17 protein-coding genes and 1 tRNA gene are annotated in these 15,635 nt (G+C 72.5%); 7 read left to right on the top strand and 11 right to left on the bottom strand.

Annotation, left to right across the window (positions count from 1 at the left end; translation table 11 throughout):
• On the bottom strand, positions 1-1,013 hold a 1,013-nt coding region (locus tag LP52_RS28670; RefSeq protein WP_040271083.1), incomplete at its 3' end, for a mediator complex subunit 15 domain-containing protein.
• A gap of 429 nt (positions 1,014-1,442) precedes the next feature.
• On the opposite strand from LP52_RS28670, the gene cofD reads away from it, so the two are divergent.
• From cofD to LP52_RS04730, 3 genes are all read left to right on the top strand, one after another.
• Positions 1,443-2,417: a 2-phospho-L-lactate transferase gene (cofD, locus tag LP52_RS04740; protein ID WP_040271082.1), complete on the top strand. Its 975-nt coding sequence runs from the start codon at positions 1,443-1,445 to the stop codon at positions 2,415-2,417.
• Complete coding sequence (locus LP52_RS04735; protein ID WP_052809426.1) at positions 2,414-3,709, top strand: coenzyme F420-0:L-glutamate ligase; 1,296 nt, start codon at positions 2,414-2,416, stop codon at positions 3,707-3,709. Before cofD ends, LP52_RS04735 begins: the two co-directional genes overlap by 4 nt.
• A gap of 193 nt (positions 3,710-3,902) precedes the next feature.
• The gene (locus LP52_RS04730) at positions 3,903-4,568 is read left to right on the top strand and encodes a lytic polysaccharide monooxygenase auxiliary activity family 9 protein (protein WP_040271081.1); all 666 of its coding nucleotides are present in this window, start codon (positions 3,903-3,905) and stop codon (positions 4,566-4,568) included.
• A gap of 129 nt (positions 4,569-4,697) precedes the next feature.
• On the opposite strand, the gene LP52_RS04725 is transcribed toward LP52_RS04730, so the two are convergent.
• The gene (locus LP52_RS04725; RefSeq protein WP_040271080.1) at positions 4,698-5,564 is read right to left on the bottom strand and encodes a hypothetical protein; all 867 of its coding nucleotides are present in this window, start codon (positions 5,562-5,564) and stop codon (positions 4,698-4,700) included.
• Positions 5,565-5,803: 239 nt separating this feature from the next.
• On the opposite strand from LP52_RS04725, the gene LP52_RS04720 reads away from it, so the two are divergent.
• The gene (locus LP52_RS04720) at positions 5,804-6,502 is read left to right on the top strand and encodes an HAD family hydrolase (protein ID WP_040271079.1); all 699 of its coding nucleotides are present in this window, start codon (positions 5,804-5,806) and stop codon (positions 6,500-6,502) included.
• Between the two features lie 115 nt (positions 6,503-6,617).
• Here LP52_RS04720 and LP52_RS04715 read toward each other — a convergent pair whose 3' ends face one another.
• The 7 genes from LP52_RS04715 to purU all read right to left on the bottom strand — a co-directional run bounded on the left by LP52_RS04715 (position 6,618) and on the right by purU (position 11,452).
• Positions 6,618-7,214: an Asp23/Gls24 family envelope stress response protein gene (locus tag LP52_RS04715; protein ID WP_040271078.1), complete on the bottom strand. Its 597-nt coding sequence runs from the start codon at positions 7,212-7,214 to the stop codon at positions 6,618-6,620.
• Positions 7,215-7,222: 8 nt separating this feature from the next.
• A complete protein-coding gene (locus LP52_RS04710) occupies positions 7,223-7,828 on the bottom strand; it encodes a DUF6286 domain-containing protein (RefSeq protein ID WP_040271076.1) in 606 nt (201 codons plus the stop codon).
• Positions 7,829-7,880: 52 nt separating this feature from the next.
• Positions 7,881-8,267 (bottom strand): Asp23/Gls24 family envelope stress response protein, encoded by a 387-nt coding sequence (locus tag LP52_RS04705; protein WP_052809425.1) that lies wholly within the window; start codon positions 8,265-8,267, stop codon positions 7,881-7,883.
• Between the two features lie 37 nt (positions 8,268-8,304).
• Entirely contained in the window at positions 8,305-8,475 is a 171-nt protein-coding gene (locus LP52_RS27620; RefSeq protein WP_169775339.1) for a hypothetical protein, read from the bottom strand.
• Positions 8,476-8,639: 164 nt separating this feature from the next.
• On the bottom strand, positions 8,640-9,053 hold the full coding sequence (locus LP52_RS27905) for a hypothetical protein (RefSeq protein WP_193789951.1): 414 nt from the start codon (positions 9,051-9,053) through the stop codon (positions 8,640-8,642).
• A 2-nt stretch (positions 9,054-9,055) separates the two neighbouring features.
• Positions 9,056-9,547, bottom strand: a complete 492-nt coding sequence (locus tag LP52_RS04695) for an Asp23/Gls24 family envelope stress response protein (protein WP_040271074.1) — start codon at positions 9,545-9,547, stop codon at positions 9,056-9,058.
• 1,029 nt (positions 9,548-10,576) lie between these two features.
• Positions 10,577-11,452, bottom strand: a complete 876-nt coding sequence (purU, locus tag LP52_RS04690) for a formyltetrahydrofolate deformylase (protein ID WP_040271072.1) — start codon at positions 11,450-11,452, stop codon at positions 10,577-10,579.
• 344 nt (positions 11,453-11,796) lie between these two features.
• Here purU and LP52_RS04685 point away from each other — a divergent pair, with 344 nt between their 5' ends.
• Complete coding sequence (locus LP52_RS04685) at positions 11,797-13,008, top strand: alanine racemase (protein ID WP_040271070.1); 1,212 nt, start codon at positions 11,797-11,799, stop codon at positions 13,006-13,008.
• A 78-nt stretch (positions 13,009-13,086) separates the two neighbouring features.
• Here the strand turns inward: LP52_RS04685 and LP52_RS04680 are convergent, their stop codons facing one another.
• Both LP52_RS04680 and LP52_RS04675 read right to left on the bottom strand, forming a co-directional pair.
• Entirely contained in the window at positions 13,087-13,485 is a 399-nt protein-coding gene (locus LP52_RS04680; protein ID WP_040271068.1) for a DUF3618 domain-containing protein, read from the bottom strand.
• 17 nt (positions 13,486-13,502) lie between these two features.
• On the bottom strand, positions 13,503-14,624 hold the full coding sequence (locus tag LP52_RS04675) for a CDP-alcohol phosphatidyltransferase family protein (RefSeq protein WP_040271066.1): 1,122 nt from the start codon (positions 14,622-14,624) through the stop codon (positions 13,503-13,505).
• 307 nt (positions 14,625-14,931) lie between these two features.
• Here LP52_RS04675 and bcp point away from each other — a divergent pair, with 307 nt between their 5' ends.
• Positions 14,932-15,429 carry a thioredoxin-dependent thiol peroxidase gene (gene bcp / locus LP52_RS28205; RefSeq protein ID WP_040271065.1) on the top strand — a complete coding sequence of 166 codons (498 nt, stop codon included), beginning with the start codon at positions 14,932-14,934 and terminating at the stop codon, positions 15,427-15,429.
• Positions 15,430-15,545: 116 nt separating this feature from the next.
• Positions 15,546-15,619 (top strand) — tRNA-Leu (locus LP52_RS04665).
• Positions 15,620-15,635 lie beyond the last annotated feature (16 nt).

Below are 15,635 nucleotides of genomic sequence, written 5' to 3'. Positions count from 1 at the left end.
TGCTGGCCGTACGGGTCGTAGGCGGGCTGCCCGCCGCTCGCGCCGTAGCCGGGCTGGTAAACCTCCTGGCCGGATCCGGCCTGCGGGTAGGCCTCGGCCGGCTGCCCCCAGGCCTGGGTGTAGGGCTGCTGTCCGCCGCTGCCGGCGGCGTAGGGGGACTGGGCCGCCGGATCCTGGGGCGTGTAGGCCTGGCCTCCGGACACGTCAGTGCCGTAGTACTGCTGCTGAGCGGGGTCGGCGGCGTAGACGGGCTGGGCCATCGGATCCTGGCCCCCATACGGCTGGCCGACCGCGGGGTCCGTGCCGTAGGGCTGCTGCTGGTACTGCTGATTGGGATCGTAGACGCCCGGCTGCGCCCCGCCGTAGGGCTGCTGCGCGGCCCAGTCCTGCTGCTGGGGCTGCTGGTAGGCGGACTGGCCGCCCGTGGGGTAACCCTGCTGGGCGTACGGCTGCTGCCCGCCCGTGGCATAGCCCTGCTGGGCGAAGGACTGCTGGGCGCCCGTCTGCGGAGGGGGGAACCCGGGCTGGCCCATCGGCATGCCCTGCTGGGGAACCGAGCGCGGCACGAGCTCGTGGTCGCCGAACACCCGCAACACGAACAGCCCGGCGATGGCGATGACGGCCAACTGGCCGCCGATCGCCAGGAAGGAGGAGAACCCGTCGGCCAGGGCGTCGGTCTCGCCGGCGTTGACGAACCCCATGATCACGCCGACCACGCCCATCAGGGCGGCGAGTCCGAGCAGGATGAGCGCCACCAGCGCGACGGGGAAGTTCACCGACGTCTTGGTCGGCGCTGTGGCGACCAACACGACCGCGGCGACCAGCATTCCGACCAGCACCGGCCCGTGGAACAGCTCGGATCCCACGGCGGTGAAGTTCGCCGAGACCGTGGCGTCGTAGGCGCTTCCGTGGCCGAAGATGTAGATCAGACCGCCGAGCATGTGTGCGACCACGGCACCGAGCAGCGCCCAGGCAGCGGGCACCCGCAGGCGGTTGAGTGCTTCGTTGTTCAAGAGAGGTTCCCCTCCGGTGCTACGCCGTCGCGTACCTCGCGCCGGTGAAAGCTTTGCATATCAACGGATTTCTGTCCCGCCCGTCACCCGCCACCGCCCCGAGTGGAGACGCCGCGCGTCACGAGCCTGCTTATCGTCACCCGCCGCCTTCGCACGGTCGCCCGGCTGCTGTCAGAGGGTGCCCGGACGAGAGCACGGGCTGATAAGGGGCGCCGCCACGCACGCGGTCGCGCTAGGAGCGGGCCGGATCGCAGCCTACGGTGCCACCGCGCCGGACCGGATCCGCCGCCGCGATCGGCCTGTGCCGGCGTCGGGACGAGCAGTGGGGGTGGCGCTGAATGTGCCGTTCCGCACCGCGCCGGCCCCGCCCCCCGCGGGCGGGCGGAGAGCATGGCACATACACCAGCACAGCCTGCCAGACTTGAGCCCATGCGGATAGTCGTACCGGCCGGCGGTATCGGGGGCGCGCGGTTCCTGCGCGGATTGCAGAAGGAACTGGGAGTCGGCCCCGATTCCACCGGCGAAGAACCGTCCATCACGGTCATCGGAAACACGGGTGATGACATCACGCTCTTCGGATTGCGGATTTGTCCGGATCTGGACACTGTGATGTACACCCTCGGCGGCGGAATCAACGAGGAGCAGGGCTGGGGGCGCGCCGACGAGTCGTTCACCGTCAAGGAGGAGCTCGCGGCCTACGGCATGCAGCCGACGTGGTTCGGCCTCGGCGACCGCGACACTGCCACCCACATCGTCCGGTCTCAGATGATGGCCGCGGGCTACCCCCTCTCCGCGGTCACCGAGGCCCTCTGCGACCGCTGGCGTCCGGGCGTGCGCCTGCTGCCCATGACCGACGACCGGGTCGAGACCCACGTGATCGTCGACGACGAGTCCGGGGGGCAGCGCGCCATCCACTTCCAGGAGTGGTGGATCCGGCACCGCGCCGCGCTGCCCGCGCACCGGATCCTCGGCGTGGGAGCCGAGGACGCCGCTCCGGCGCCCGGTGTACTGGAGGCCGTCGAGCAGGCCGACGCGGTGCTGCTGCCGCCCTCCAACCCCGTGGTCAGCATCGGCTCGGTGCTGAGCGTGCCCGGCGTGCGCGAGGCACTGGAACGGGCCACCGTGGTCGGGGTGTCGCCGATCATCGGCGGCTCGGCCGTGCGCGGAATGGCCGACGCCTGCCTGAAGGCGATCGGCGTGGAGACCACCGCCCAGGCCGTGGCCGAACACTACGGCTCCGGACTGCTGGACGGCTGGCTGGTCGACCGGGCCGACGAGGGCACCGCCGTGGAAGGCGTCGCCGTGCGCTCGCTGCCGCTGTACATGAGCGACGCCGAGGCGACCGCCGCGATCGCCCGGGCGGCCTTGGACCTCGTGGACGAGCTGAAGGAGCGGCGCGGATGAACGAGACCCCGGTGGAGGAGCTGCGGGTCCTGGGCGTGCAGAATCTGCCGCAGGTGGGCCCGGGTGACGACCTCGCCGCCCTGATCGCCCAGGCCGCGCCCGACCTGCGCGACGGCGACGTCCTCGTCGTCACGTCCAAGATCGTCAGCAAGGCCGAGGGGCGCATCGCCGAGACGGACCGCGAGTCCGCTATCGACGCCGAGACCGAGCGCGTGGTGGCGCGGCGGGGCGCGACCCGGATCGTGCAGACGCGCACCGGCCTGGTCATGGCCGCCGCCGGGGTGGACGCGTCCAACGTCGAGCCGGGGCGCGTGCTGCTGCTGCCCGAGGACCCCGACGCTTCGGCGCGGGCGCTGCGCGCGGGACTGCGCGAGCGCCTGGGCGTCCGCACCGGTGTGCTGCTCAGCGACACCTTCGGGCGCCCCTGGCGGGTCGGCCAGACCGACGTGGCCATCGGCGCCGCGGGTGTGCGCCCGATACAGGATCTGCGCGGAAGCGCCGACCCCTACGGCAACGTGCTGGAGTCGACGCTGCCGGCCGTCGCCGACGAGGTCGCCGGCGCAGGCGAGCTGGTCAAGGGCAAGGCCGCGGGGATCCCTGTGGCGATCGTGCGCGGGCTCGGGCACCTGGTCACCGAGGAGGACGGCCCGGGCGCGGCCGAGCTGGTGCGCCCGGCGGACGAGGACATGTTCCGCTACGGTTCGCGCGACGTGGTGCCCGCCCGCCGCACGATCCGCGACTTCGCCGACACTCCGGTGGATCCGGCGGCGGTGCGCCGGGCGGTGGCCGCCGCGGTCACGGCCCCGGCGCCGCACCACACCACCCCGTGGCGGTTCGTACTGGTGGAGTCGGCGGAGGTCCGCACCCGGCTGTTGGACGACATGCTCTCTGCCTGGGTGGCCGACCTGGTGCGCGACGGCTTCAGCGAGGAGCAGATCGTGCGCCGCACCCGCCGGGGAGACGTGCTGCGCCGCGCGCCCTACCTGGTCGTACCCTGCCTGGTCGCCGACGGCGCCCACCCCTACCCCGACGAGCGCCGGGCCGCGGCCGAGCGGTCGATGTTCCTGGTGGCCATGGGCGCCGGCGTGCAGAACCTGCTGGTGGGCCTGGCCATGGAGGGATTGGGCTCGGCGTGGGTCTCCTCGACGATGTTCTGCCCCGACGTGGTGCGCTCGGTGCTGGAGTTGGCGCCTGACTGGCAGCCGATGGGCGCCGTGGCGGTGGGCCACGCGGCGGAGCGCCCCAAGGACCGGCCGCCGCGTGATCCCGACGCCTTCATCGAGGTGCGCTGAGCGCGGTGCCCCCGGAAAGGGCCGAGACGAGCCGGGTGCGCGGCGATCGGAGCGCACCCGACTCTTTCGGTCGGACTCTCGACAAATTCGGAAACGCTGTGTTTCACTCTGGTTCCACCGGGTAGCTTGGTAGTCACATGGGAGCGCTCCCGAATACCCGGACGTCCCCCACCGGAACTACGGAGAACGCGCAATGCAAGCATCTGCTCACGCCTCCCCTCGGCGTGTCCTCACCGTCCTCGCCGCCCTGGCAGGCGCACTGGCGTGCATGCTGCCGCTGGCCAACGGCGCCCTCGCACACGGCTCGATCGTGGACCCGGCCACCCGCAACTACGGCTGCTACGAACGCTGGGGCGACGACCACCTGAACGAGGCCATGGCGCAGGAAGACCCGATGTGCTGGCAAGCATGGCAGGACAACCCCAACGCCATGTGGAACTGGAACGGCCTCTACCAGAACAACGTCAACGGCAACCACCAGGCCGCCGTCCCCAGCGGCACCCTGTGCAGCGGCGGCAACGCTGAGAACGGCCGCTACTCCTCGATGGACACACCGGGCGAGTGGAAGACGACCAACATCAGCAACAACTTCACCCTCCAGTTCTACGACCAGGCTTCGCACGGCGCCGACTACTTCCGGATCTACGTCAGCAAGGACAGCTACGACCCCACCAGCCAGCGGCTGGGCTGGGAGCACCTCGACCTGGTCAAGGAGACCGGTAGCTACGCGCCGACCGAGAACATCGACATCCCGGTCAACACCTCCGGGTACTCCGGCCGCCACGTGGTCTTCACGATCTGGAAGGCCTCCCACATGGACCAGAACTACTACTTCTGCAGCGACGTGAACTTCAGCTGAGCCGACGGCACCCGCCGTACAGCGTCGCCATCGGGCCCCGCCGGACGCGCCCCGCGCATCCGGCGGGGCCCTCGCACGCCGCAGGGCCGCCCGCCCACCTCGCGCCGAGACCGCGTGCCCGGGGCCCGGTCAGGCGTCGGCGGCGTCGGGCTGGAGATTCGCCTCGAAATGGCCGCGCAGCAGGCGCTCGCGGTCATCGTCGCGGGACAGCGGACACGTGACGCACTTCTGGCCGGAGAAGCGGTAGTAGAAGCAACAGCCGCCGGCGACCATGAACATCCGCTCGGGCCGGTGCGCCGGCCGCCCGGCCAAGGTCAGGGGAAACGGGCGCTGGCGCGGCGCGACGCGCGAGCGGTCCAGGTTGAGGCACTCGACCATCCGGCGCGCCCGCTCCCAGGCGGCCGCCTGGTCGGCGCCGACCTCGTGCGAGGCCATCAGCAGCGCACCGTGCAAGGCGTCGGCGACCATGCTCCACTGCGGGCGCAGCCCGAACCGGGTGGTGGCGCGCACCGCGTGGACGGCCGGATCCAGCGCCTTCGCCGCCGCGCCGACGAACCACCGGTCCAGTCCGTGCTCGGACTCCACCGGCACCGCGTCCGGGCGTTCGGCAGCGGGGTCGCCCGCCAGCACCGCGGTGTCGGACTGGCGCAGGGCCAGCCGGTCGAGCCGCCCCGACTCGGTATACCGGACCCACAGCAGATGGGCGTCCAGGCGCGGTGCCCGCCCGGTCAGGTAGGCCGACATCGCCGCCAGGGTGAGCACGTGCCGCCCCAGGTCGGCGGCGAGGAACGCCGACGCGGCGATGCGGTGGCCCTGGCAGGCGTTCTCCGACATCCGGTCCAGCAACTGGGGGACGTGCTGGGGCACCCGGTCCAGCCGCAGCCACTCCGCCCCTGCGGGCTCGGGATCACGCGCGCCGAGCAGGTCGGTCTTGAAGTACAGGTCGCGCTCGTTGACCCAGTCGACGACCCCGGCGAGCGGGTGGCTGCCCGGCATCGGTCCCCCTTCGCGGCGACGCGTCGATCCTCGGCGGGCGACACCGGACCGGCGCCACCCGATAGGTAAGCCTATCCTCATGCGACGTGGGCGTGTCCAGAGGGGCCGGGGAGCGAGCGGGCGCCCGGGCCCCGGACGGCCGTCGACTACCGTGGCGGTGGATCAGCAGGGCGCCGAGGACCGGAAGACGCACCCCGCGAGGCGCCGAAGGGCCGGCAGGCCGGACGAGGAGGAACCGCGTGGGCGAACGGCTGGTGCTGTGGGACGTCGATCAGACCCTGGTGGACTTCGGCAGGCTCGGGGCGGAGATCTTCGCCGCGGCCTTCGCCCGCTGCAGCGGGTTGGACGAGGACGAGCACACACCCACCCGCGGCCCCGGGCGCACCGATTGGCAGGCCTTCCACGACACCCGCCTGGCCAACGGCCTCGATCCCACAGAGGAGAGCTTCCGCAGCTTCACCTCCGCCCAGGAGAGCCTCTTCGCCGAGCGCGTCCCCGAGCTCCCGCAGCTCGGCCGCGCGCTGCCCGGCGTACCGGAGATCCTGCGGCGATGCGCGGAGCATCCCGGCGTCGTCTCGTCGCTGCTGACCGGCAACACGCGGCGCAACGCCGAATGCAAACTCGCCGCATTCGGCTTGGACGGCTTCGTCGACACGGCACTCGGCGGCTACGGCGACGACCATCGGGAGCGCCCCGAGCTCGTACGCATCGCACGTGAGCGTGTCCAGCAGGCCACCGGCACCGCTTTCACCCCTGACACCACGGTGCTGGTCGGCGACACCCCCAACGACGTGCTGGCCGCCCTGCGCGGCGGCGCGCGCATCCTCGGCGTTGCCACCGGGCCCGCCTCTCCGGACGAGCTGCGCGCGGCGGGCGCGGAGACCGTGCTCGAGGACCTCTCCGACGTCGACGCCGTGCTGGCGGAACTGCTCTCCTGACCACCCGGGGCCCGCCGCGCGATCACTCGGCGGCAGCGCGCACGAAAAGGAGCGGCGCCGAAGGCTCCCCCCAAAGCCTTCAGCGCCGCTCATCCCGGGATGGTCTTCGATCCGCTCACTCCGGATGGCGCCGCGGGTTCTTCGGCGGCGCGGCCGTCGCCAGCCGCAGGACCGCCGGCAGCCGCTCCAGGTCCAGCGCCGAACGCAGGTCCTCCAGCGCCTCCGACCGCACCCGCCGCCACAGCGCGGCGACGTCGGCGTCGTCGTCGACGGTGAGGTCGAGCCGGAGCCGCGGCGCGCGCACCGAGTCGGTCATCCGGGCCCGTGCCCGGCGCACCCCCGCGTAGGCGCCCACCTCGTCCTCGAAGACGTCCTGCGCCGCTGCGGCGGAGATCTCGGTGGTTCCGCCGGCGGACTCGGGCTCGACTGCCAGTCGGCGCACGGTGTCGCCACGGCCCTGCGCGAGCATCCACCGCAGCGCGAGCAGACCGATCAGCACCGCCGCGACCACGACGCCGACGGACAGCAGCGTGCCGGAGCCGCCCGCGCCCTCGACCCAGGAAGCCGGCTCCGCGATCGCGATCCACCGCCCGGGCAGGCCGCTCCCGGCCGCAAGCGCGAGCGCGCCCGCCGCGACCAGCACCGCCCCGACCAGGGCGAGTCCCCACCTGTTGCCGCGCGCTGTCCTGCGCGCCGTCGAATCGGGAGTCATGCGTCCCTTCACGCCTTCACACGCCGCACGCGGGTGGTCACCTTGAACTCGCCGACGGGCTCCAACTCGGCCAGCCGCCCGCGCACCGCCGCCGCGACCTCGCCGCGAAGCCCGTTCGCCTCGCGCAGGTCGGTGCGCACTCGCACCTTCACCCGGCGTCGGCCTACGGATACGTGGGCGCCGCGCACCCCGCCGACGTCGTGCGCGGCGGAAGCCAGCGTGCGCTTGAGCCCCCACCGCGACAGGCCCACGACCAGCTCGGGATCACCGGTGCGCAGGGCGGTGAATCGGCCGCGGCCGGGCACCAGCGCCACCGCGATGAGCACCAGGCCGATGACGGCGGCGACGGCCGAGGCGATCCGCACGAGGGGGTCGCTCCAGCGCGCGCCGGCGGCGTACTCCCCGGCGGCGGAGGTGACGGCGGTACGCAGCGGCGCGCCCGCCAGAGTGGAAGCGACCTCGGCGGCGGCCAGCGCGGCGACGCCCAGCACGAGCGCGCCGACGATCAGCGCGGGCCACGAGCGCCGCGGCCGGAAGGTGCGTACCGCCACGCGGTTCGCGCGCCGACCCGCTGCCGGATCCGGCCCACTGAGCGCGTCCTCCACGGTTGTCATCGATTTCCCCTCCCTTCCCATCGGCGCACCGGTTCGCCCGGTCCTTCGGGTGTCACTCGGTGCGGCCGCCGCGCACCAGCTCCGCGACCTCGATGTCGACGCGGCGCACCGACATCCCCGTCATGTAGGCGACCCGTTCGGCGGTGTGGGCCCGCACGCGCCGGGACACCTCCAGGACCGACCGCGGATAGGCGACCGCCAGACGCAGCCGCAGGGTCGCGGTGTCGCCGTTGCCGGTGATCCGGGCGCGTACCCGGACCCGCCGGCGGCTGCGGCCGGGCCCGACTCCCCCGGTCAGGCCGGCCACGCCGGAGACCTCGCAGGCCGCCCGGGCCGCGATGCCGGCGACCACGTCCTCGCCGATGTCCGTCCGGCCCCGCTCCTCGGCGGGCGCGGGCTCGGCGCGTTGTCGCGGCACCCGCACGGCGGTGGCGGTCATGTCCGGCTCCCCGCTCCGCTACGCACCGGCATCGGCGTCATCCGCGGCGCGTGAACAACTCGGCGAGGTCGATCTCCCCCTCGAAGGCGCGTCCTGCCAGGAACCCGAGGAGTCCGAGCACGAACACCAGGGCGAACGCCCCGAAGCCGCCGAACGCGCCGGCCAGTCCCAGCACCACACCGAAGGCCAATCCCACGACGGGCCACATGTGCCTTCCCTTCCTGTTCACCGTGAACGGCGGCCGGTGCCGCTACGGGCGGCCCCGCAGGCGGACCCCAGCGGCCGCGGGACCCTCGGGGTGTCGGCGCGCAGGCCCCCGTGCCTGCGCGCCGACACCGCGCTCCCCCCGCGATGGCCTCGGCTCGGCGGCCGCTATCCCGCGTCACCGCCGCCCCCCTCAGCGGCGGTGGCCGTCCCCTCAGGGGCGGTCTGGGCCTCGGCCACGTCCTCGACCGAGACGTGCACTCGGCCGCCGCCCCCGCAGACGGCTGTGTGCACGGCCTCGCGAACGTCGGCCGCGGTCTCCGGGATCGGGCGGTCCAGCAGGACCACCACGCCGACCTCGACCTCGCCGTCGCGCACCGCCACCCCTTCGACGCGCCCGCCCGCGTCGGGCGTGGCGGTGGTGCCGAAGGCGCCGGACGAAAGCCCGGCGACGCCGGGCACCTCCCGCACCGCTGCGGCGATCGCGCGGGCCCGAGCCGCGGTACCGAGCTTGGCGGGTGCGGCGGGTCCGGTCGGCGATTCGCCGGGAGCGGTCCGGCGGCTGCGGTCGTCTGCGGGCATGGCTACTGCACCCTCGGCTCGCCGTCCTCGGCTTCGCCACTGTCGTCATCGGGCAGGTGGATGTCGTCGATGGAGATGTTGACCTCGGTGACCTCCAGGCCGGTCATGCGCTCGACGCCGGTGATCACGTTGCGCCGCACGGCGCTCGCCAAGTCGGGGATCGCCACCCCGTACTCGACGACGAGGTCGATGTCCACGGCGGCCTGACGCTCGCCGACCTCCACGGCGACGCCGCGCGCCGCCCCGCTGGTGCTCTGGCCGCCGGTCACCCGATCGCGGACCGCGCCGAAGGCCCGGGCCGCTCCCCCGCCCATCCGGTAGACGCCGCCGACCTCGCGCGCGGCCATGCCCGCCATCTTGGCGACCACGTGGTCTCCAATGGAGGTGCGGCCGCTATCGGTGACCAGTTCACGGGATCCGCCGGTACGCGCGGAGCCGGTCTGGTTGCTCTCCCGCGCGCTCGGCACCTTGGACTCCGAGGTGGTTTCGGTCATTGTCTGCTCCCCTGATCGGATCGCCCGGCACAAGGCGCGCCCGCGCCTCACCGGAGTCCGGCGCACCGCCGCGGCCGGGCCGCGGCATGCTCGCTGTTCGTCGCTCCATGTGCGATACGCGCCGCAGCGGTGCCCCGCTTACGCCGATACATTCGTGATGCGAGCCACATCGATACGACGACTGAACAGCATTCACTCTAACGCTACTTAGAGTGATCAACAATGCTCGTAACGTAACTTTGATCAAATCGGCATGACCGCCGAGCCCTCTCGCATGTCGGCACCGGCGGCCTCACCACGGAGGCCACGGGGGTGGGGCGGGAGTCGGTCGGGCCGTCAGCTCGGGGCCAGGCACGCGACGGGGCGGCGGAGGGCCGGGGCCGCCGGCCTTCGGTGCTGTCCTCGTCGGAGTGCGGTCGGCGACGCGCGACGAGCGCGGTCGGTTCGGTGCCGGGCGCGGCGCGTCGGACGGGCAGCTCCCGCCCGGGCGTTCGCACACCGCCCGACGCCGTGGGCGGCAGTGCACCCCCGCCGTGCACGCCCGATGCCGTGCCGGGGCGCCCTGGATCCGAATCCACCGCCATCCTTCCGCAATTCGGAAATACTGGGAGAGATGTACCCGAATCACCTGGTCTTCTCGCCGCCACGCCCACCGACTGAGCGACGACACCCGCGCAATGCCGCGTTTTCCGCTCTCTGAGCGGGCATCCGCGCGGCCTCGCGGCCCCCGAGCCCTTCACGGCTTCTCGCGAGCACTGTGACCCGGACACCTCAACGCAGAACACTCCATCCAACGGGGCACCGCCCCATCCGGCACGGCATTCCGCACGCATGGGGGCCCTCCCAGCGTCCATGCGACCGCCACAGGTCCGGCCGTCCGGTGCCTTCGCCGCCCCGTCGAGTGCGCATCGGTGCGCTCACCGCAACCGCCCAGCGTGGATACCGGCCACCCAGCGCCACCTGCAGAGCGCCCGATCCTGCGCAGACAGCACCGATCGACGCCACCCCGGCGACCCGCCTTGTCGCCGCCTAGCGGAAGACGACGGTCCGTTCGCCGTTCAGCAGCACGCGGCGCTGGGCGTGCCAGTTGACGGCGCGGGCCAGGGCGAGCGATTCCAGGTCCCGGCCGATGGCGGTGAGCTGCTCGGGGCTGCTGGTGTGGTCGACCCGGGAGACCTCCTGCTCGATGATCGGCCCCTCGTCCAGGTCGGCTGTGACGTAGTGGGCGGTCGCGCCGATCAGCTTCACGCCGCGCGCGTGCGCCTGGTGGTAGGGGCGCGCGCCCTTGAAGCTGGGCAGGAAGGAGTGGTGGATGTTGATGATCCGTCCGGACATCTTGGCGCACAGCTCCTCGGAGAGGATCTGCATGTAGCGCGCGAGCACGACCAGGTCGACGTCGTAGGCGTCGACGAGCTCCAGCAGCCGGGCCTCCTGCTCGGGCTTGGTCCGGGTACCGACCGGCAGATGGTGGAAGTCCAGATCGTAGGACCGGGCCAGGAACTCCAGGTCGGGGTGGTTGGAGACGACCGCGGCGATGTCGACGTCGAGCAGGCCGCTGCGCTGGCGGTAAAGCAGGTCGTTGAGGCAATGCCCGAACTTGGAGACCATCACCAGCACCCGCGGCCGGACGTCGCGGGGCCGCAGGTCCCATTCCATGTCGAAGTCGCCGGCCAGCGAGGCGAAGGCGCCGCGCAGCGCGTCCTCTGCGGCGCCGGGTCCGCTCGCGTCCGCGGTGAACTGGGTGCGCAGGAAGAAGCGGCCGGAGTAGGAGTCGCCGTACTGCTGGCTCTCGGTGATGTTGCACCCGTGCTCGGCCAGCAGGTTGGCGACGCCCGCCACGATCCCCCGGGTGTCGGGGCAGGACAGGGTCAGGATGTACTCGCGTTCACTCGAACCGGCGCTCATGGGTCAGCGGTCTCCCGGAATAGGCGGGCTGGTCAAGCGGAACCCCCAGGGTAGCCGCGGAGCGGACGCACCGTGGCCGTTGTGCACAGGAGCCGCTCCGCCCGCGCAGCCGACCCGACGCCCGCTCCGCGAGGAGGCCGGCCGGACATCCCGCCCCACCGGGAGGTCGGGCACCCCGGACAGCCCGAACGCTGTACGCCAAGCACCGAACCGGACACCCGGCAACGAGCGCCGAACACCCGCCCCGCCCCACTCCCCCGGCGGAGCTTCAAACGTCCGCAACCGGACGCCCTTTCTCCCGGCGGACATGAATGCTGTTCACTTTTGTATGGGATGCTCCGCCCATGGTGAGCACTCGGGAGTACTACGAGGCGGCGACGCGCGAACTGACGGCCCCCTTCGCGGTCGTCGACATGGCCGCGTTCCGCGACAACGCCGCCGACATCAGGCGCCGAGCCGCGGGCACGCCCGTACGGGTCGTCAGCAAGTCGATCCGCTGCCGGCACCTGCTGCGCGAGGCGCTGTCCATGCCGGGCTTCGCCGGGATCATGGCCTTCACGCTGCCCGAGGCGCTCTGGCTCGCCGCCGGCGACAGCGAAGGGCCCCTCAGCGACGACATCCTGGTCGCCTACCCCACCGCCGACAGCCGCGCCCTGGCCGAGCTGGCGGCCGACCCGCGGGCGGCGGAGCGCATCACGGTGATGGTGGACGACACCGCGCACCTGGACATGATCACCGCCGCCGCGCCCGACCCGCGCCATCCCGTCAAGGTCTGCATCGACGTCGACACCAGCTGGCAGCCGCTCGGCGCCCGGACGCGGATCGGCGCCCACCGGTCCCCCGTGCGCACCCCGGCCCAGGCCGCGGCGCTCGCCCGCGCGATCGCGGCACGTCCGGGACTGCGGCTCGAAGGCATCATGGCCTACGAGGCCCAGATCGCCGGCGTCGGCGACGCGCCGCCCGGACGCCCTGTCTACGGGCGCACTCTGCGCTGGGTGCAGTACCGCTCCCGCATGGAACTGGCCCGGCGCCGTGCGGCGATCGTGCGGGCCGTGCGCGGCGTCGCCGACCTGCGCTTCGTCAACGGCGGCGGCACCGGCAGCGTGCACACCACCCGCCGCGAGCGCGCCGTCACCGAGGTCGCCGCGGGCTCGGGCTTCTACCAGCCGCGGCTGTTCGACCACTACACCGGATTCTCCGGACGGCCCGCGGCGCTTTTCGCCCTGCCCGTCGTGCGCCGCCCCGGTCCCGGAACGGCCACGGTGCTGGGCGGCGGTTACGTCGCCTCGGGCGCCCCCGACGCCGGGCGGTTGCCGCAGCCCTATCTGCCGTCCGGCCTGTCCCTCAGTGCGGCGGAGGGCGCGGGCGAGGTGCAGACCCCGCTTCTGGGAGCGGCAGCCGACTCCCTGGCCGTCGGCGACCTGGTCTGGCTGCGCCACGCCAAGGCCGGGGAACTGTGCGAGCGTTTCTCCCGCCTGCACCTGATCGAAGGCCCGGAACCGGAGGACGTCACCGCGGTACCGACCTACCGTGCCGAAAACAAGGCGTTCCTGTAACGAACCGCGGTTGATCGTGCAGCCGCCGCGAGCGCCGACGGTGCGGCCTGCGCCGACTGCACGATCAGCGCCAAAGGGTCAGCCGCGTCGGCGGCGGGCCATCGCTACCACGCCGACCGCGACCGCCACGCCCAGTCCTGCGCCCAGGATCAGCATCTCCGGGGCCACGCGGCCGCGGTGGGTGTAGGTCGAGACCACCTCTTCGTCGCCGCGCAGGCGCACGCTGCCTTCCGGGGGATCCACGACATGGCTGTCCAGCCGGACGGCCCTGCCCCCGGTCACCAGGGATCGGGCCTCGTCGACCAAGCGCGAGCCCGTGCCGCGGACGCGGCCCCAGCCGCGCCGGGCCACGTTGGCCGGCTTGGTGCGATCGGCGATCCCGTCCAGGGCCGTCGACAGCCGCTGCTGCGTCCGCTCGATCTCGGCCTGCACGCCCGCGGGGTCCCGAGGCATGGCCGCAGGCTCGCGTTCCTCCATATAAGCGTTTCCTTCCGCTATCGCAGCGTCGCCTGGGACGGGCCGGGGGCCGGTTCCGGCTTCATACCGGCCGCCGAGTCGCCGTGGGAGGGCGGGAGACCCAAGGCGCCTTCGATTCCGTCCACTACGCGGAAGAAGTCCCGCGTGGACAACCACAGTTTATAGACGAGGGCCACCTCGAAAGCGAGGAGCAAAACGCCTCCGGCCACGACGAATCCGGACATGATGCCTGCGGAGAACACGGCGATCACGGGCGCGGCCACGAAGACGGCGACCTGGAACTCGATCCCGCTGACCAGGTGGGTGCGGATGCGGCGTTCCCGCAGGAAATCCCAGAACCGCTGGTACCAGGGGAAACGGGACCGGAACTCCTGATGGAGGTCGACCCGCGGCAGCCGCATGTCGGGGTGCTTGCCCGCGTCGCGCTCGTAGCGGCTCTCCCGTTCGGTCTGCGTCTGCAGTATGTGCTCCAGCACCGAGATCCCGTGCCGCAGCACCGCCTGCTCACCCTGGTCGCTTATCGGGCGCCCGTCCTGCGTCGCCTGGAATGCGGCTGCGCCGGAGCCGGGCGCGCCGGCTTCGGCGGACTCGTCGGGCTCCAGCATCGACAGGGTCGCGCGGGCCCGTTCCAAGGCGGCGGCGAGGCGTGAGCGCATCTCCCGGCGCACCTTGTAGACCTGCAGCGCGTTGAGGTAGCGCAGCATGTCGGCGAAGACCACGGCCAGCGCGAGCCAGACGAACCCGACCTGGCCGGTCTGCACGTACTGCCCGCCCATCAGGGCGATGGCGCACACCAGGACCCGGAACCTGTCGAACATGTAGTCCATCCACGAGCCGATCAAGCTCTCGTGGTCGGTCAGCCGGGCCAGCTTGCCGTCCATGCAGTCGACCAGGAAGCACAGGTAGTACAGCACCGCGCCCAAGAGCAGGAACTGCCACTGCCCCACGGAGAACGCGGCCGCCGCGCCCAGGCCGAGGAACAGGGCGGCGACCGTCAACTGGTTGGGCGTGATCGAGGTGCGGTTGGCGGCGGTGCGCACAGCCCGGACCGCGATGGGGTCCACCAGCCAAACCGTCCACCAGGAGTCACGCGTCCGCAGCGTGCGCTCCTTGACCTCGTCCAGAGTGAAACCAGTCATCGTCGGTTCGAAACTCCCACACGCGAAGCGGATGTGCTCCTACCCAGCGGGCGCCTGCCGAGCGCGCGGGCGCTCGGCGTGTGCCGCACGAGTCTACGCAGCCGTGGCGGCCCCTGGGGGAAACTCACCGATTGCGCAGGTGCCGACCACCATAGGCGATGCCGGGACGCGCCGAACCCCGGGTGGGGCCGCGGGCCCTCGGCCGCCGCCCGGCGCCCGCCGCGACCTCATAGGCTGGAGGCGCCTGCGCAGCGGCTTCGCCGCCTGCGGGGCCGCACAGCCAGATTCCCACCAGGCAAGGAGACCAGTGAGCGAGTCCAGCGAGTCGGCAGTCCGGTTGCGCCAGGGCGATCCCGCGCCCGAGTTCACCCTCACCGCGGCCGACGGCGCCGACGTCAGTCTCAGCGAGGTGCTCGCCTCGGACGGCAAGCGCGTGGTCCTGTACTTCTACCCCGCCGCCATGACGCCCGGCTGCACCACCGAGGCCTGCGACTTCCGCGACAACCTCAGCGACCTCGAGGACGCGGGTGTAACCGTCCTGGGCGTCTCGCCCGACTCTCCCGAGAAGCTCGCCGAGTTCCGCGAGAAGGAGGGTCTGACCTTCCCGCTGCTGAGCGACCCCGGTAAGGAGGTCCTGCGGGCCTACGGCGCGTTCGGCGAGAAGAACAACTACGGCAAGGTCGTCCAGGGCGTGATCCGCTCGACGTTCGTGATCGACCCCGACGGCACCGTGGCCAAGGCCTTCTACAACGTGAAGGCCACCGGACACGTCGAGCGCGTGAAGCGCGAGCTGGGTCTGGCCTGACGGCCGGAACCGCCCGCCTCCACTTGCACTTGCGCCCCGGCGGTGCCACCCTCACTCAGACGGCCGAATCGCCCACCGCCCCCCGAGGGCGCACCACGCGCGCGGCCGCCGGCGAGGGGGCCGTAGCCCAACGGCAGGAGGCAGCAGGTTTAGGACCTGTACAGTGCGGGTTCGAATCCCGCCGGCCCCACCTTCCGGCCCGATCC

Source organism: Streptomonospora alba (assembly GCF_000826685.1).
Lineage (GTDB): Bacteria > Actinomycetota > Actinomycetes > Streptosporangiales > Streptosporangiaceae > Streptomonospora > Streptomonospora alba.
This window is presented reverse-complemented; position numbering and strand designations above follow the sequence as displayed.

What these genes read in the sequence shown, in the direction of transcription:
- cofD (WP_040271082.1), top strand. Translation starts at nt 1,443, where the DNA reads ATGCGGATAGTCGTACCGGCCGGCGGTATCGGGGGCGCGCGGTTCCTG.
- LP52_RS04735 (WP_052809426.1), top strand. Translation starts at nt 2,414, where the DNA reads ATGAACGAGACCCCGGTGGAGGAGCTGCGGGTCCTGGGCGTGCAGAAT.
- LP52_RS04730 (WP_040271081.1), top strand. Translation starts at nt 3,903, where the DNA reads ATGCAAGCATCTGCTCACGCCTCCCCTCGGCGTGTCCTCACCGTCCTC.
- LP52_RS04725 (WP_040271080.1), bottom strand. Translation starts at nt 5,564, where the DNA reads ATGCCGGGCAGCCACCCGCTCGCCGGGGTCGTCGACTGGGTCAACGAG.
- LP52_RS04715 (WP_040271078.1), bottom strand. Translation starts at nt 7,214, where the DNA reads ATGACTCCCGATTCGACGGCGCGCAGGACAGCGCGCGGCAACAGGTGG.
- LP52_RS04710 (WP_040271076.1), bottom strand. Translation starts at nt 7,828, where the DNA reads ATGACAACCGTGGAGGACGCGCTCAGTGGGCCGGATCCGGCAGCGGGT.
- LP52_RS04705 (WP_052809425.1), bottom strand. Translation starts at nt 8,267, where the DNA reads ATGACCGCCACCGCCGTGCGGGTGCCGCGACAACGCGCCGAGCCCGCG.
- LP52_RS27620 (WP_169775339.1), bottom strand. Translation starts at nt 8,475, where the DNA reads ATGTGGCCCGTCGTGGGATTGGCCTTCGGTGTGGTGCTGGGACTGGCC.
- LP52_RS27905 (WP_193789951.1), bottom strand. Translation starts at nt 9,053, where the DNA reads ATGCCCGCAGACGACCGCAGCCGCCGGACCGCTCCCGGCGAATCGCCG.
- LP52_RS04695 (WP_040271074.1), bottom strand. Translation starts at nt 9,547, where the DNA reads ATGACCGAAACCACCTCGGAGTCCAAGGTGCCGAGCGCGCGGGAGAGC.
- purU (WP_040271072.1), bottom strand. Translation starts at nt 11,452, where the DNA reads ATGAGCGCCGGTTCGAGTGAACGCGAGTACATCCTGACCCTGTCCTGC.
- LP52_RS04685 (WP_040271070.1), top strand. Translation starts at nt 11,797, where the DNA reads ATGGTGAGCACTCGGGAGTACTACGAGGCGGCGACGCGCGAACTGACG.
- LP52_RS04680 (WP_040271068.1), bottom strand. Translation starts at nt 13,485, where the DNA reads ATGGAGGAACGCGAGCCTGCGGCCATGCCTCGGGACCCCGCGGGCGTG.
- LP52_RS04675 (WP_040271066.1), bottom strand. Translation starts at nt 14,624, where the DNA reads ATGACTGGTTTCACTCTGGACGAGGTCAAGGAGCGCACGCTGCGGACG.